General features: G+C 63.2%; 13 protein-coding genes. 10 read left to right on the forward strand and 3 right to left on the reverse strand.

Going from position 1 to position 14,629, the window contains the following annotated elements:
• The first annotated feature begins 736 nt into the window (after nucleotides 1-736).
• The 6 genes from ABFK29_RS22160 to ABFK29_RS22185 all read left to right on the forward strand — a co-directional run bounded on the left by ABFK29_RS22160 (nucleotide 737) and on the right by ABFK29_RS22185 (nucleotide 6,902).
• Complete coding sequence (locus ABFK29_RS22160; RefSeq protein ID WP_005861906.1) at nucleotides 737-1,639, forward strand: transglutaminase family protein; 903 nt, start codon at nucleotides 737-739, stop codon at nucleotides 1,637-1,639.
• Between the two features lie 187 nt (nucleotides 1,640-1,826).
• A complete protein-coding gene (locus ABFK29_RS22165; RefSeq protein WP_005861904.1) occupies nucleotides 1,827-2,015 on the forward strand; it encodes a hypothetical protein in 189 nt (62 codons plus the stop codon).
• A 364-nt stretch (nucleotides 2,016-2,379) separates the two neighbouring features.
• Complete coding sequence (locus tag ABFK29_RS22170) at nucleotides 2,380-3,555, forward strand: tyramine oxidase subunit B (protein ID WP_005861902.1); 1,176 nt, start codon at nucleotides 2,380-2,382, stop codon at nucleotides 3,553-3,555.
• 38 nt (nucleotides 3,556-3,593) lie between these two features.
• The gene (locus ABFK29_RS22175; protein ID WP_005861901.1) at nucleotides 3,594-4,016 is read left to right on the forward strand and encodes a Rid family hydrolase; all 423 of its coding nucleotides are present in this window, start codon (nucleotides 3,594-3,596) and stop codon (nucleotides 4,014-4,016) included.
• Nucleotides 4,017-4,059: 43 nt separating this feature from the next.
• Nucleotides 4,060-5,352 carry an NAD(P)/FAD-dependent oxidoreductase gene (locus ABFK29_RS22180; protein WP_005861899.1) on the forward strand — a complete coding sequence of 431 codons (1,293 nt, stop codon included), beginning with the start codon at nucleotides 4,060-4,062 and terminating at the stop codon, nucleotides 5,350-5,352.
• Between the two features lie 38 nt (nucleotides 5,353-5,390).
• A complete protein-coding gene (locus ABFK29_RS22185) occupies nucleotides 5,391-6,902 on the forward strand; it encodes an aldehyde dehydrogenase family protein (RefSeq protein WP_005861897.1) in 1,512 nt (503 codons plus the stop codon).
• Here ABFK29_RS22185 and ABFK29_RS22190 read toward each other — a convergent pair.
• Nucleotides 6,893-8,032: an AraC family transcriptional regulator gene (locus ABFK29_RS22190; RefSeq protein ID WP_005861894.1), complete on the reverse strand. Its 1,140-nt coding sequence runs from the start codon at nucleotides 8,030-8,032 to the stop codon at nucleotides 6,893-6,895. The two genes, ABFK29_RS22185 and ABFK29_RS22190, sit on opposite strands and share 10 nt — an antisense overlap.
• A gap of 288 nt (nucleotides 8,033-8,320) precedes the next feature.
• On the opposite strand from ABFK29_RS22190, the gene ABFK29_RS22195 reads away from it, so the two are divergent.
• Genes ABFK29_RS22195 through ABFK29_RS22210 form a run of 4 tightly spaced genes read left to right on the forward strand, consistent with a single transcriptional unit; the run spans nucleotide 8,321 to nucleotide 13,592 of the window.
• Nucleotides 8,321-9,847 (forward strand): ABC transporter substrate-binding protein, encoded by a 1,527-nt coding sequence (locus tag ABFK29_RS22195; RefSeq protein WP_005861892.1) that lies wholly within the window; start codon nucleotides 8,321-8,323, stop codon nucleotides 9,845-9,847.
• Between the two features lie 44 nt (nucleotides 9,848-9,891).
• Nucleotides 9,892-10,902: an ABC transporter permease gene (locus tag ABFK29_RS22200; protein WP_157136568.1), complete on the forward strand. Its 1,011-nt coding sequence runs from the start codon at nucleotides 9,892-9,894 to the stop codon at nucleotides 10,900-10,902.
• Nucleotides 10,899-11,756 (forward strand): ABC transporter permease, encoded by an 858-nt coding sequence (locus ABFK29_RS22205; protein WP_005861888.1) that lies wholly within the window; start codon nucleotides 10,899-10,901, stop codon nucleotides 11,754-11,756. The genes ABFK29_RS22200 and ABFK29_RS22205 overlap by 4 nt, the downstream gene beginning before the upstream one ends.
• Nucleotides 11,757-11,759: 3 nt before the next feature.
• Nucleotides 11,760-13,592 (forward strand): ABC transporter ATP-binding protein, encoded by a 1,833-nt coding sequence (locus tag ABFK29_RS22210; protein WP_005861886.1) that lies wholly within the window; start codon nucleotides 11,760-11,762, stop codon nucleotides 13,590-13,592.
• A gap of 67 nt (nucleotides 13,593-13,659) precedes the next feature.
• Here the strand turns inward: ABFK29_RS22210 and ABFK29_RS22215 are convergent, their stop codons facing one another.
• Entirely contained in the window at nucleotides 13,660-14,136 is a 477-nt protein-coding gene (locus tag ABFK29_RS22215) for a MarR family winged helix-turn-helix transcriptional regulator (protein ID WP_005861885.1), read from the reverse strand.
• Nucleotides 14,129-14,617, reverse strand: coding sequence for a MarR family winged helix-turn-helix transcriptional regulator (locus ABFK29_RS22220; RefSeq protein WP_005861883.1), 489 nt, complete (start codon nucleotides 14,615-14,617; stop codon nucleotides 14,129-14,131). The genes ABFK29_RS22215 and ABFK29_RS22220 overlap by 8 nt, the downstream gene beginning before the upstream one ends.
• Nucleotides 14,618-14,629 lie beyond the last annotated feature (12 nt).

A 14,629-nucleotide genomic window follows, 5' to 3' on the forward strand; every position in this document is an offset into this window, starting at 1 on the left:
ATATGATGACTCTTCCGCGCATGTCGGGCGATTGCCTTTCTGGCAGACTTGCCCCGCCGGCCGGTGCTTTCGGTGACCGACCCGCCCCCTACGTACGAAAGGGTGAAACCGCCAAGCCTCCTCGTGCGCTGCGGCGGTCAGACCTCGTTGGAAGCAGCGTCACCCAGATTTTGCCCACCTCAAAGAGCGCTGACGGTCAGGTTCAGGGCCGCGAACCGGACGCAATCTTCGTCGACCGAATGTTGGCCGATCCAATGATCCGCCTCGTAATGCTGGCGGATGGTGTGTCGGAACACGAGATCAGGACCCTTTACAGGACGCGCGCGCCCATGATGGTACACGGGCGCGGCCGATCCAATACAATGGAATTGTCCTTGCAGGAGGGCGCCGTTACCGCACCGGGGCCGCGACCGGGCACCCTTCGCCCGGGTATCGGAGAATGACCCTTGCAGACGAACGCCTCGCCCACCGAGCCGCCACTGCGCAGCCTTCGTTGCGAGGATGAAACGGCACATGACAGAAGAGTGCCCCGCGTCCCGATACGATACAATTGCGCGTGCCAAAGCGGACATCGCTGCGGACCGTTTCTGTCTATGTTGCCGCAGGACCTTTCCGAGCGAGGGCTTCGGGCAACGGATTTGCCCCCGCTGCAAAGGGTCGAGTGCCTGGCGAAGCGCCGTTCCGGATCGCGGTTCGAGCGGGCGCCAGCGCGGTATCCGGTCGTCGTGATTTCGCCATGACCCATCTCTCGATCACCCACAGGACCCGTTATCGCTTTCACAACGCGGTGGATCTGGCCCCGCACCGCATGATGCTGCGCCCCCGTCAAACACCCGACCTGAGGCTTCTTTCTTTCAGCCTGGATATACGTCCTGCAGCGGTCATCGACTGGTCGAATGACGTGGCAGGAAATGCCGTTGCTTTGGCAAGTTTCCGGTCCAGGGCGCACGAGCTTGAAATCATCTCGCGGGCCCGCGTCGATTTGCGCGCGCCGGAATGGCCTGTCTTTCCCATCTCCGCCTCCGCAGCCTCCTATCCTTTCGCCTATTCGCCTGATGAGCGGACCGACCTCGGCGCGCTCCTCTTGCCGCAGTACGAAGATCGCCGGAAACGTTTGCAGGCTTGGGTCGAGCCTATCGTCGCGGCGCGGCCGACCGACACACTGGCCCTTCTGAAGGACGTCAGCAACGCGATCACAACGCAGATCGCCTATCAGGGACGCGAAACCGAAGGCACACAGGGCCCGCTTGAAACGCTGGACCGTGGCTGGGGCACGTGCCGTGACTTTGCCGTGCTCTTTGCAGAAGCCGTCCGGACCTTGGGATTTGGAGCCCGGCTTGTTTCGGGTTACCTGTTCGATCCATTCGAAAACAGGGTCGGAACCACGGAGGCGGGCGCAACCCATGCCTGGGTGGAGGTTTTTGTCCCGGGAGCGGGCTGGATCCCTTTTGATCCAACCAATAGGTCCATCGGTTCCGCAAATCTCGTATCCGTGGCCGTTGCCCGGAACATCCACCAGATCTCGCCCGTTTCAGGCAGTTTCAGAGGCACGAACTCGGATTTCCGCGACCTCGATGTTACTGTAGATGTCCGCGCTGATGACAATCACCAGCAAGCAGGCGTGAGCGAAGAATGCTGATGTGTTGATACCGGATCGTTGGGGCGCAGCACACGCTCTCAATTCGGTTGCGTCACTTGTATCACCCCGCCCAGTTCCCGCTCTTCTATGCAGCGCAGGAACTCGGTCGAGAAAGTTTCCGCTTCGGATGGACCGCAGGCACGGCCCGGCACTTCGTGTTTGCCATCCTTGATGAACGCCCCGCGACTTGGCCGCCTCCGTCAACGAAAACGCCCTCTCGCCGGGCGCCACGGGCAGCGGCGAACACGCCATAAACTCCGGCAATCACAAATCCACGGAGAACGGGCACCATTGTGTTTGGGCCCTGAAGCGCCGCCCTGAGGCCGCCATCGACCCGGACGGCATCGTGATCCCCGTGAAGATGACGTGGTCCTGATCTGTTCCGCTTGTGCGCCACGCCGAGAGATTGGCCCGTTTCGTCGCCCGGTCCTCTTTGACCGATGAAACTCTTCCCGGTGGTGTGATCCGGGCGTGGTGCGCCATGTTTTGGAACCAGACCGGCAACCTGTGGCGCGCGGCCGGTCCGGCGGCGCATTTTCCGGAAATGACCTCTTGTCTGCAGACCTGCTCCGGGAACCCACGCCAATGGACAGCGGGACCATCCATGCCGCTCGGGAAACGCCTGGGCTGCTGCAAACCCGATGGCCTGATCGGCACATTTATTGGCCGGTCCCGTCATTTCCCGATCCGACCCTTCATGACACTTTCGGCACACCACGGAATGAGAAGAGTGTTTATCGATGCTTCAGACGACCCGCGACCAAGACCCGGAAAACCCGCAAGCATCGACCCGGATAGATTTCATCTACCTGTCCGAGCCCGACATGATCCGCGCCGGTGTGACCGACATGGCGGCCTGCGTGGACACGATGGAAGAGATGTTCGGCCTGCTCTACCACGGCGACTATCGCATGGCGGGGGCCAACAACAATTCTCATGGCTCCGTCATCGTCTTCCCCGAAACCTCGCCGTTTACGACCATGCCCAAGCCCACGCCCGACCGCCGCTTCATGGCGATGCCGGCCTATCTGGGTGGGCGGTTCGGCACGGCGGGGATGAAGTGGTACGGCTCGAACATCGAGAACCGCGACAAGGGGCTGCCGCGCTCGATCCTGATGTTCATGCTCAACGATGCCGACACCGCCGCGCCGCTGGCACTCATGTCGGCCAATCTGCTCTCGGCCTATCGCACCGGCGCCATTCCCGGCGTGGGCGCGCGCCATCTGGCGCGGAAGGACGCCCGCAGCGTGGGTATTCTGGGGCCGGGTGTGATGGCAAGGACCTCGCTTTCGGCCTTCATGGCGGTGCGTCCGGCGATCGACACGGTTAAGGTGAAGGGGCGCGGCAAGGCCAACCTCGACGCCTTCCTGGGATGGCTCTCCGAAACCTATCCGCAGATCACCAACGTGACGGTGGTGGACACGGTGGAAGACGTCGTGCGGGGGTCGGACATCGTCACCTTCTGCGGTTCGGGCGCGACCGGCGACCCCTCGACATATCCGACGGTCAAGCGCGAGTGGATCAGCCCAGGCACCTTTCTGGCCATGCCCGCGCTCTGCAACATCGACGAAGCAATGGCGGCGCCCGAGATCCGCAAGGTCCTCGACAATCCGGGACTCTATCACGCCTGGCACGAGGAAAACCCGAAGCCGGTCCACAAACACATCCCCGCCATAGGCATTCGCTGGCTGGATCTGGTGGACGAGGGGCGGATCGCGCTCGAGACCCTCGAAGACCTCGGGCAGATCGTGGCCGGAGAGGCCACGGGGCGGTGGAATGACGACGAAATCATCATGCTTTCGGTCGGAGGTCTTCCTGTCGAGGACGTGGCCTGGGGCACGGTGGTCTACCGCAATGCCATAGAGCGGGGTCTCGGGGTTTCGCTGAACCTCTGGGACGAACCGGAACTGAGATAGCGCGCGCCGCGAAACTCTATCTGAACAAGGCAAGACCGATGACCGAAATCGTGAAACTCAAGACCGGCTCGAAATTCGAGGACCATGGCAGCTATTCGCGCCTTGTGGCGGTCGACAATCTGATCTTCGTCTCCAACACAGCAGGGCGCAATCCGCGTACCAAACTGATCCCCGAGGATCTGGCGGAGCAGACCCGTCAGGTGCTGGCCAATATCGAGACCGCGCTGAAGGCAGTGGATTCCTGCCTCGAAGACGTCGTGCGGGCGCGCGTCTTCGTGCAGTTCACTGACGATATAGACACGATCATGACCGCGTACGGGGAGCGGATGCGTGGGATCAACCCGACCCTGACCATGACCTGCCCGCCGCTGGGGTCCACCGAATACAAGGTGGAGATCGACGTGACGGCCTATCGCGGCGCGTCGAAGGCCGAGATCAAAGAGATGGTCATCACGCCGTGAGCCTCTTCCCGATTGCCAGCGATGTTTTCGAAAGGTCCGCGCCATGGCCCCGGTGATCCGGCCCGTTCAGACGGCGCTCGACCCGCCGGCACAGACCAGCGTGGTGGTGATCGGCGGCGGGATCGTCGGCCTGAGCACCGCGCTGACCCTCGCCGAGCGGGGAATTTCCGTCGTCGTGCTGGAAAAGGGGCATCTGGCTGGGGAACAATCGTCGCGGAACCTCGGCTGGGTGCGCAAGACCGGGCGCCACATTGCCGATCTGCCGCTTTCCGTGGAGTCCGACAGGCTTTGGGCCGAGATGCCCGAGCGGGTGGGTGCGGATGTGGGCTATCGCAAGGCGGGGATCATGTATGTCGCCCGCAGCGAGGCCGAGATGGCCAAGCACGAGACCTGGATCGGCTCGGATGGCGGGCGGGCGCTGGATTCGCGCCTTTTGAGCGCGGACGAGATTGACCGGCAGGTGCCCGGCGGGGCAGAGCGCTGGTTTGGTGGCATCCACACGCCCTCGGACGGCCGCGCTGAGCCTACGCTCGCCAGCAGCGCGATCGCGGCGGCAGCGATTGCCAAGGGCGCGGTCATTGTCGAGCAATGCGCGGTACGGCGGCTGGTGACGTCTGCGGGGCGGGTTTCGGGGGTGATGACCGAGCGCGGCGAGATCCGCTGCGAGCATGTCCTGCTGGCGGGCGGGATATGGTCGCGGCGGTTCCTGGGCAACCATGGCGTGGACCTGCCAACGCTGCCGCTGGTCGCCTCGGTGCTGCGCACTGCGGCGATGGAAGGGCCGACCGAGACTGCCGTGGGCGCCGCCGATTTCTCGTTCCGCAAGCGGCTCGACGGGGGATACACGATTACCCAGCGCGGCGCGCTGTTTGCGCCGCTGATGCTGGATCACCTGCTGATCGGCCATCGCTACCTGCCGGTTCTGAAAGCGGAATGGAAGAATGTGCGCCTCGCGTTCGGCCGCGATTTCCTGCGCGATCTTTCGATGTCGCGACGCTGGAAGGGAGACGCACGCTCGCCGATGGAGCACGTGCGCACAATGGACCCGCCGGTCAATGACGGGCTGAACGCCGAGGCTATGACGAACTTGTGCCGGGCCTGGCCAGTCTTCAAGCAGGCCGAGATCCGGCAAAGCTGGGCCGGGATGATCGACGTGACCCCGGATTCGAACCCGGTGATCTCACCGGTGGCAAAGTTGCCGGGGTTGACGCTGGCCTCGGGCTTTTCCGGGCACGGCTTTGGCACCGCGCCCGCCGCAGGGCAGTTGGCGGCCGATCTGATCACCGGCGACACACCCATCGTGGACCCCAAGCCCTACCGGCTCGACCGGCTCTGACGGGGGCGTGGCCACAGCCAAGCAGGAGAAGACTGACCATGACGGCGATGATTGAACGGGCAGGCGGCCCGGCTCTGCGGATTCCGGCGGCCAGATTGTTGATCGACGGCGATTGGTGCGACGGCGGCGACGGGCGCAGGATCGCGGTCTACGACCCCGCGACAGAGGAACGGATCGCCGAAGTGGTGGCCGCTACGGCTTCGGATGTCGAAAGGGCCGTGCAGGCGGCGCATCGGGCTTTCGAAAGTGCGGCGTGGCAGAAGATGCGCCCGCTCGACCGGGGCAGGCTGCTGGAACGGCTCGCCTTGCTGATCGAACGCGACGCCGATGACCTCGCGCGGTTGGAAACGCTGGACAATGGCAAACCCTTCGCGGTGTCGCGCAACGTGGACATGCAGTTCGCCATCGACGCCCTGCGCTATTACGGCGGGTGGAGCTCGAAGATGGCGGGCGAATACATCCAGCTGTCCCCCCTTGGCGAGGATGGCGGCACCTATCGCGCCTATACAGAGCGCAGGCCGGTCGGCGTCGTGGGCGGGATCACGCCCTGGAACTTCCCCATGGGGCAGGCGATCCAGAAGATGGCGCCCGCGATTGCCTTTGGCTGCACCGTGTTGTTGAAGCCTTCGGAAGAGGCCTCGCTTACCACGCTGCGGCTGGGGGAGCTGGTGCTTGAGGCAGGCTTTCCCGAAGGCACGGTGAACATCGTCACCGGCCATGGACATGAGGCCGGGCAGGCGCTGGTCGATCATCCGCTGGTGCGCAAGATCGCTTTCACCGGCTCGACGGCCACTGGACAGAAGATCCTTGCTGCCTCCGTGAAGACGATGAAGCGCGTGACGCTGGAGCTTGGCGGCAAGTCGCCCACAATCGTGCTGGCCGATGCGGATCTGAACGTGGCGATCCCCGGAGCGGCCAATGCGATCTTTCCCAATTCCGGGCAGATCTGCACCGCTGGCTCGAGGCTCCTGGTCGAGGCGCCGATCTACGACGAGGTTGTCGAAGGCGTGGCCGAGATTGCGCGGGGGCTGAAGCTGGGCAGCGGCTTCGACCCGTCGGTGCAGCTTGGGCCGCTGGTCTCTTCGGGACAGCTCGACAGGGTTTCGGCACTGGTCGGGCAGGGGATCGAGGAGGGGGCCGAGCCGCTCTGTGGTGGAGCGCGGGCGGCGGACAAAGGGTACTTCTACCAACCGACCGTTCTGGGCGGGGGCCGCACCGGGATGCGGGTTGCCCAGCAGGAGGTGTTTGGCCCGGTGGTTCTGGCGATGCCGGTGCTAGACGCGAAAGAGATCAGGATGTTGGCGAATGACACCGCCTACGGGCTCGGTGCCAGCATCTGGACGCAGGACATCAATAAGGCGCATCTTCTTGCCGCGCAGCTCGATTGCGGGACAGTCTGGATCAACACCCACAACGTCTTGGACCTTGCGATGCCCTTCGGTGGCACCAAGCTCTCGGGGCTTGGCCGTGAATTCGGCACCGAGGTGATCCACGCATATACCGAGCCGCGCGCTGTCTGCATGCGGCTGCAGGCACCCGGCTACGGCTGAGCCCTTGTCGCGATATCATCGGTCTCTGGCGCGTTGGCCTTGCCGATTGAACGGCGGGCCCGACGCAGGGCCGCCATCGGCGTTTCGCCCGTCCATTCGCGGAAGGCGCGGGAGAAGGCAGACTGGTTTGCATAGCCCAGGTGCGCCGCAAGCTGGCTGACCTTGATGCTGCCAGTGCTCAGCAGCATCTCGGCTTTTCTGAGACGTTCGCGGTTGAGGATCTCGGAAAAGCTGGTGCCGAAAGTGCCCAATTGGCGGCGCAGTGTACGCGGCGCCATACCGAGGATGTCGGCCAGAGTTTCAAGATCGACGCTCTCCCGCCCCAGCCGCTGGTCGACCAGTTGCGACAGCCGCTCGGGCACAGAGCGAAATTCGTCTTCGGGCGGGCGCAAGAGGTCGAAGAGATGGGTCTCGACGATGGCTCGCGCCGGAGCGTTGGAGCTGACCCAGGTCTGCATCGGGCGGTCAAGGTCGGCGTCGCCGATCCAGATGATATTGGACGCGGCGTTGCCGCTGACGGGGCAGCGGAAAAACCGCTTCAAAGGGCCCTCGCGCCCGGCGATGTCATGCTCGAAGCAGACCTCGACCGGGCTCCAGCGCTCAGACAGCAATTGCCGGATGAGCGCGCAGAGACCGGCGATTGAATTCTCGGCGTCCTGAACCCGGGGCCAGATCTCCATGTCGTTGATCGCGTAACCGTAACGGGTTTGCCCGAACTCCTGATGCACGCTGCTGGTGGTGTGGCTTTGCCAGCTTGCCTGAAAGCGCAGGAACACCGCCAGTGCTTCGCGCAGGGTGGGCGCCGTGGCCAGAAGCGGGTAGACCGGCCCGATCTCCCAGAGGCGGAAGTTCTGGCCGAGTTCCAGCCCGAAGTAGGGCCTGTCCAGCACACGCGCGGCCTCTTCGAAAAAGGCGGCGTAGGCCTTGAGCGGGTAGGTGGCATAGGGATTTTGCGACTTGCCGGCCTTGAGGTTGAAACGTGCCAGGGCCTGCCGGGTCTCCGGCGCGGTGCGGGGCATCTCGCTGACGATCTGGTCGAGAAAGAACTGCCGAAGCGTTGCCTCCGCAGGCGCGGAGGCCTTGCGGCGTCCAGCCTGCGCTGTGTCTTGCCGTGCGCCCTGTTCGCTCATGAAGCACCTCCTCCCGGTAGCGTAGTTTATCTATGAAATATTGCAACGGCATATTGTTTCATGCAGGCCTTGAGGGGCTGTTTCAGCCCCGAAATGGCCTCTTCCGCACAATTATCGGCCCTTGCTGACATAGACCGGGGGTTTGGCGCGACATACCCTTGCTTCAGACCGCCGGAAAGGCGGGCGGGTTTTGGCACCCTCCAGCGGCCTGCGCCGGGCGGACCAAGACAGGCCCGGACTTTCCGAAGGCGGCACCGGATCGACGGACACATAAACAGGGAACACAAGATGAAAACCATAGACAGACGTCTTTTCATGCAGCTTGCGGCGGTCGGCGGCGGTGCCCTGATGGTCAAGCCGGACTTCGCCTTTGCCGGCGAGATCGACAATCTCTCGATCGCATGGACGACGGATACCGCAAGCTGGGATCCGAACCAGCGGCTGTCCCCCGATCCGCAGACCATTCTGAAGATGGTCTTCGACCAGCCCATCGACATGACCAGCGACCTCAAGCTGGTTCCGGGCCTGCTCACGGAGTGGGAACTGGCGGATGACGCGATGAGCTTGCATGTCACGCTGCGCGACGACGTGACCTTTTCGGACGGGACGAAAATGACCGCCGAGGACTTTCGTTATACCTTCTTCGAGCGCGTCCAGAACGGCGAGGAGATCGACCTTGCCGTGGGCTTCGGCAATGTGACCGACATCGAGGTCCTGTCGCCGACCGAGGCGGTGATGCGCTTTGCCAAGCCCTTTCCCATCGTGGCGCAATGGCTGAGCTTCAGCGCGAGCTACATCGTCTCGAAGGCCCATGCCGAGAAGGTGGGACCGGAGGGGATGAAGACCGATCCGGTGGGGACCGGCCCCTATGTGCTGACGGAGTATCAGCGCGACAGCCGTATCGTGCTGACGCGGCGCGACGACTACTGGGGCGAACTGCCCTCTGCCAAGCAGATCACCATCGAGATCATTCCCGACCCGACAGCCCGGCTGGCGGCGCTGGAGTCCGGCACGGTGGATATCGCCACCGAGCTTTCGATCCGGGACGTCAAGCGGTTGCAACAAAGCGGCGCCTTCAACGCGGTGACAAACCCGATTGCCCGCATCATCTACATCACCATCCGCGAGGATGGCGTGTTTGCGGATCGCAACGTCCGTCTGGCGGCCCACCACGCGGTGGACAAGGCGCTGCTGTCGAAGGCCTTCTTTGGCGGCGATGCGGTGACGATCGACCTGCCGACCATCCCCGGCATGCCCAGCTTCCTGCCCGATTTCCACTTCGACTACGATCCAGACAAGGCCATCGAGATGCTGGCCGCTTCGGGCTATGGTCCGGACAATCCGGTGACGCTGGAATTCGCCACGACGAACGGTCAGTTCCCCGGCGATTACGATATCGCCCGCGCGGTCGTGACGATGTGGGAGAAGGTCGGTATCAAGGCCAATCTGACGGTGATTACCGAGTCGCAATGGTACGATCTGAACGCTTCGGGCAAGCTGCCGGCGGCGTCCATGTTCGTCTGGGAAAACGGCACAGGCGACCCCGAGCTCTTTGCAGGCAACATGTTCGACGCCGATCTGCCCTTTGCCACCTATCGCACCGATGAAGTGACCGCGATGATCAAGCCGCTTCTGCAAGAGCCGGACTATGAGACGCGGATCAAGGGCTACGAAGAATTCAACAAGTACCTGATCGAAGAAGGGGCGATGATCCCGCTGTTGCAAGCGATCCAGACAATCGGCTACCGCAAGGGGATCGAGTTGCAGCCCTGGGCAAACGGCCTGATCCGTCCCGAAGCGATCACGGCCGATTAAGGCGAAGGCGCACCATCATCCATGAGGGAGCGGCAGCTTTGATCTTGGCTATTCTACGCGTCATCGCCCGCAGGCTTCTGGCGATTGTTCCGGTTTTTGCAGTGGTGACGGTGCTGGTCTTCGTTGCCCTGCGCATCCTGCCAGTGGATCCGGCGCAGATGTCTCTGCCGCCCTCGGCGACCATCGCACAGGTGGAAGCCAAGCGCGAGGCGATGGGGCTGAACCAGCCGATCTGGGAGCAATATGCGATCTGGGCCAAGGGCGCGCTTGCGGGCGACCTTGGCAAGTCCTCGCAATACCGCATGTCGACGGTCGGTCTGGTGCTGGAACGCCTGCCGGCCACCATCGAGCTGGTGGTCAGTGCGCTGGTCTTTGCGGTGTGTGTCGGGATGGCGGGCGGGCTGCTGATCTTCGCCGCACGCGGGACGGTTCTGGAGTCGGCCGGGCTGGTGGTCACCTCGGCGGTGATGGCCTTGCCCGACTTCCTGCTGGCGCTTCTCTTCATCCTGCTCTTCGGCGTGCTGATCCCGATCTTTCCGGTCAATGGCCGGCTGGACCCCGGAATGCAGGTGCCGTCGCAGACCGGCTTCCTGCTGATCGACGCGGTGCTGACCGGGAATTTCAGGATCATGCTCAGTGCGATCGAGCATATCGCCCTGCCGGTCATGGCGCTGGGTCTCGCCTTTTCGCCGACCATCGTACGGGTGCTGCACGCCAGCCTCATCAATACCTATCAGCAGAGCTATATTCTTCAGGCGCGTCTCCGCGGCCTGAGCGGACGCGAGATCCTGTTCGGGCAAGCCCTGAAGAACGCCATCCTGCCGGTCGTCATTCTGGTCGGCACGCAATTCGGAGGGCTCTTCGGCGGCACGCTGCTGGTCGAGATGATCTTTTCCTTTCCCGGGCTGGGCAACCTGATGGTCAAGGCGATGCAGACAGCGGATCTTTCGGTGATCATGGCCATCGCGCTGATCTATTGCGCGACCACTCTGATCTTCAACTCGATTGCGGATGCCATGGCCTATCTGCTGAACCCACGATTGAGGGCCGGATGATGGGCCGCAAGCGCAGATTTGCCGATCCGGGTCTGATCATCGGCGGTGGCTTTGCCGCTCTGGTGCTGATCTGCGCGATATTCGCGCCCTGGATCGCGCCGTATCAGCCCAACGACCAGGAGTTGCTCTATATCCTCGCGCCCCCGGTTTGGGTCGAGGGCGGCACCTCGGCGCATCTCTTCGGCACCGACAGCCTTGGGCGGGATACGCTCTCGCGGATGATATATGGCGCGCGCACGGCAATGACCGTGGCGGTCGCCGCCTCTTTCGGCGCGATGCTGCTGGGGGCGTTCTTCGCGCATCTGGCAGGGTATTTCGGCGGCTGGGTCGACTGGATCATCAGCCGGACTGTCGAGGTCTGGCTGTCCTTTCCGCCGGTGGTGCTGTCGATGCTGCTCATAACCGGCTTGGGCATCGGAATAGACAAGGTCATCCTCGCCATCGTGCTGGTGGACTGGACCCGCTTTTGCCGCGTCCTGCGCAGCGAGGTGCAGGTGGTTCGGGGGCAGGATTACGTGGCCTTTGCACGGCTCATCGGCCTCTCGCACATGCGGGTCATCCTAAGGGAGGTCTTTCCGGCGACCCTGCCGATGCTGATCACCCTGATGAGCTTGCAGATGGGCATTTCGGTGGTGGTCGAGTCGATCTTGTCGTTCGTCGCGATGGGAGTGCCGTCCGATGTACCGGCCTGGGGCCAGATGATCGCAGATGCGCGGATCGACATGTACTATGCGCCGTGGGGGCTGGCCTTGCCGATCTTTGCCATCTTCCTCACGGTCCTGAGCTTCAACCTGATGGGGGACGGGCTGCGGCGCACACTCGATCCGCGCCATCGTGCCGAGCGGGGGGCCTGAGCGATGACGCAGCCGGACGTGCTTCACATCAACAATCTCCAGATCGCGCTCAAAACCGGGCAGTGGATCCTGAGCGGCGTGGAACTGGCGCTTCAGCCGGGGCGGATCCACGGCGTGATCGGTGAATCCGGTGCGGGCAAGTCGATGATCGGTAGCGCGATTGCGGATACGCTGCCCCGTGGACTGGGTATTTCGGCCGGGTCGATCGAATTCGACGGGCTGACCCTGACCGACATGACTGCCCGCACCCGCCGCGACCTCTTGGGGCGGGACATCGGCTTTATCCCGCAAGAGCCGATGAGTGCACTCAATCCCAGCCTGACCATCGGCCATCAGGTCTGTCATCACCTCGCCCGGATTGGCCTGCGCAACGCCAGGGCCCGCACCGACCGGGCGGTAGAGCTTTTTGCCGAGGTCGGTCTGGACCGCCCGCGCGCCCTGTTGACCAGCTATCCGCACCAGCTGTCCGGAGGGATGCTGCAACGGGTCCTGATTGCCATGGCATTTGCCTCGAACCCGCGTCTGGTGATCGCGGACGAGCCGACGACGGCGCTGGATGTGACCATCCAGAAGAAGGTCGTCGAGCTGATCGCCCGCACCCGCGAAGCCCACAACACGTCGGTTCTGTTCATCACCCACGACCTGCAACTCGCGGCAGAGATCTGTGACGATGTCTCGGTGCTTTATGCCGGGCGGATCGTCGAGACGGGCGCGGCGGGGGAGATCATCAACGCCCCCCGGCATCCCTATTCGCGCTGCCTCAACCTGGCGACGCCAAACCTGACGGGGCCTTTGTCGCGGTTGATGATCCTGCCCAAAACGATGCCCGGACCGGCAGAGCGCTCTGCGATGCAAGGGTGCGAATTTGCAACCCGGTGCCCGCTCGCGCAAGATCCGTGCCATACGACCCGGCCGTTGCTGGCCGAGATCGCGCCTGGACATGCCTCGGCCTGCCACTGGCCGGAGCGCACCGGATCGGTCGCCGTGCCAGAGGCAAAGGAGGCGCCGGAGGGATTTGCCCGTGGCAGCGCGCCCGTCTTGCGGGCGACGGGGCTGGGAAAGGCTTATCTTCAGCACGATTGGCTGGGCCGTGTGCGTGAGGTACAGGCGCTGCGGGACCTGAATTTCGAGATCCGCGAAGGTGAATTCGTCGGGATTGTAGGCGAGAGCGGCTCGGGCAAGAGCAGCCTGACCAAGATGATCGTCGGGCTCGAAGACGTGACTTCCGGCAAGCTCGAAGTGGCCGGGATGGACCGGACCACGACGCCCCGCGAAGCGTTCTTCGACAAGGTGCAGCTCGTCTTTCAGGACCCGCAATCGGCGCTCAACCCGCGCCGCAGTATCGCAAGCCTCGTCACTCAGGCACTGGAGGCGCGGCCCGGAAGCATGCCGAAAGCGGAGCAAAACGCGCTGGTGACGGAGTTGCTGGGCAAGGTGATGCTGCCGCCCGAAGTGGCCGGGCGCTTTCCCGATCAACTGTCGGGCGGGCAGAAGCAACGGGTGAACATCGCCCGCGCGCTCTGCTCGAACCCAAGCCTCCTGATTGCCGATGAAATCGTTTCGGGGCTGGATGTATCGGTTCAGGCGCAGATCCTGGAGCTGTTGCGCGCCTTGCGCCGGGAGGCATCGTTTTCGCTCTTGCTGGTCTCGCACGACCTTGCCGTCGTGCGCCACGTCTGCGACCGCACGCTGGTGATGTGTAAGGGCGAAATCGTGGAGCAGGGCCCAGTCGAAGAGGTCTTTGCGAATCCGCAGCACCCGTACACCCGCGAACTGGTGGCGGCGGCGCAGGGCATTTCGGATGCAAGCGCGGACACCGGGTACGCCTTGGGCTGACCGCTGGTGCGGGCCGTGGGCACGGGCCGGCAGATGCACCGACCGAACGATGTCTCGACGCGATCCGTCAGAGATCGTGGACGCGGATCTTCTTCAGCATCGCCTGCAAGACGCGGACGCAGACTTCCAGATCCGCAGGGTCGATGCCTTCGATCATATGCTGGTAGTTGCGGCTGACAACCGGAACCGTTTCCTTGAGCTTCTTTCGGCCCTTGGCTGTCAACGAAACGCGGCGCACACGCTGGTCCGCCGGGTCGATCTCGCGCTGCGCCAAGCCCTGGGTAACAAGCTGCTCGACCAGGCGGCTTACGGTGGATTGCTCGGTCACCGACAGTACGGAAACCTCGTTGACCGTGAGCTTTTTGTAGGCTGCGAGGCAGGACATGATCCGCATCGTGGCGCCCTGAATGCCGATATCCTTGAGATCGGCATCCTGCTTTACGTGCCACCGATGGACCAATCGGGTCATGAGATACGGCAAATACCGCGAAAGCTGCTGTGCCGACTTGAACGTGACTTCGGAGGAAACCGGGTTGTCAGTCATTGGCCGGTATCCCCTTGTCCCTGGGCTTGCGAATAATGGCTTTCAAGACGCCGGTCGTTTCAGCCAGATCCTCAGCGTTCAAGTGGCGAAAGCACTCTGATAGCACGGCGGCATGCACCTTGGCCGCCTCTTCGAACCGCTGCTGTCCTGCATCCGTCAGAACGGCGACAAAGGATCGCCGGTCTTCAGCCGACATCGACCGATCGACAAGCCCGTCCTTGCGCAACCTGTTGACCAGCCCCGAGACATTGCCGTTGCTGACCTTCAATCTTGCCGAGAGATCGCCCATGCTCAGGCCGTCGGGATAGCGTTTCAGCTGTGCGAGGACATCGAATTTGGAAACGCTGATACCCGACCGCTCCTTGAGTTGCCGGTTCAGTTCGGGATAGACGAAATTATATGCGTCGAGCACGCTGAGCCAGAGCCGCGTTTCGTCCTTGCGATAGTCTGAAGTGTCCTGGGCAGGATCACGCACCGTCATGGATCTATCTGC

The organism is Sagittula stellata E-37 (assembly GCF_039724765.1).
GTDB lineage: Bacteria > Pseudomonadota > Alphaproteobacteria > Rhodobacterales > Rhodobacteraceae > Sagittula > Sagittula stellata.